Source organism: Flavobacterium sp. YO12, assembly GCF_004119495.1.
Lineage (GTDB): Bacteria > Bacteroidota > Bacteroidia > Flavobacteriales > Flavobacteriaceae > Flavobacterium.
In genome coordinates, this window is record NZ_NRQU01000138.1 from 1 (window position 1) to 1,299 (window position 1,299).

Genomic DNA, 1,299 nt, shown 5'->3' on the forward strand with positions numbered 1-1,299 from the left:
TTTTTTTGTTATTTTAATCAAAACTACATTTTAAACTCTAAGGAACTTACAATTGCCTTTTCTTCATCTGTGGCTGTTAATCCTGAAATATCCCAGTAATTGGTTAGGATTTTATTCTTTTTATTAAAAAGCGATTTCTCTTTAAAAACGTCACTTTCCTTATAAGTGAAATTTTGTTTATTAAAACTTGTTGTTGTAAAGCTATTACGCACTTGAATCTTTTTAACTGCGTCTTTTAAAATAAGATTATAAGCTATTTCTTCGTTTGAGCTCAACAAATAATAATTCTTGCCATCAAATCTATAATCCACTTTTACAAAAGACTTTGTAATATTTTTTGAATTTACAGTCGTCTTTTCTTCTATTTTATCAATATTTTTCGGAGTTGCATCAATTGTAAACTCTAGAATAAGTTTCTTTTCTGGATCGTAAATAATTTCAAAACTATCAATTGCTTCTTTTGCTTTCTCCAAAGGTGTAATTGTCATTACATAGTAATCTTTATTTTTGGAATGACCTTTTATAATAAAATCGTATTCTTTTTTTGCTTTTGAGCTTAAAAGCGGTTCAAAATATTTTAAGTTCGAATAATTCTCCATGATATTATTCAAATTATAACCTTTTAAATCTGCACTTACGTCTGTTTCTAATATCCCGTAAGATCTGTTTTGTTCTACCAAAAGTGTTGTTTCTGCTTTTTTCTGATTTCCAACAAACTGAAAATTTACAAGCCCGTCATTATAATAAGAATATTGATTATCGAGCATAAAAAACTCTCTTACATACACTTTCAGCCTATAAGATGCGGCCAACATATGCACAGAGTTAGAAACTATTTTTTGAAGTACTTTTTGAGGTGATTGTTTAGACAAAACAACTTCATCTAGTTTATTGTTCTTACTGCTTAGATAAACTACAAAATTACTCTCTTTTAAAGAAGTCCATCGAATGGTTAAACTCTCATAATTAGTTTCAGAAACCTGTATATTAGATCCTCCGTTTAACACAAAAACAGCTTTACCATCTTTATTAGTTAATAAAATCTGTTTGGTTTTCAAAACAACAATCGTAGCATTTTCAATAGGCAACTGCGTTTCTATATCTTTTACAACTATAGAATGCTCCTCGTTTTGTGCAGAAATACTAGTACCGAATAACACAATACATAGAAGTATAATTTTCCTCATAGGCAATCTTAAATTTTCAACTAAAGTATTAATTTTATTCTTACAATTTCAAAAAATTAAAAATCAAAAACATTAAAAACCAACAAAATAGCCTATTTACAAAAAGCAAAAA

Annotated in this window: 1 protein-coding gene; it reads right to left on the reverse strand. The window is 27.6% G+C overall.

The annotated features are described in order from the left end of the window. Window positions 1–23: 23 nt before the first annotated feature. Window positions 24–1,187 carry a hypothetical protein gene (locus BOW55_RS20660; RefSeq protein ID WP_129026330.1) on the reverse strand — a complete coding sequence of 388 codons (1,164 nt, stop codon included), beginning with the start codon at window positions 1,185–1,187 and terminating at the stop codon, window positions 24–26. Between the last annotated feature and the right edge of the window lie 112 nt (window positions 1,188–1,299).

What these genes read in the sequence shown, in the direction of transcription:
- BOW55_RS20660 (WP_129026330.1), bottom strand. Translation starts at nt 1,187, where the DNA reads ATGAGGAAAATTATACTTCTATGTATTGTGTTATTCGGTACTAGTATT.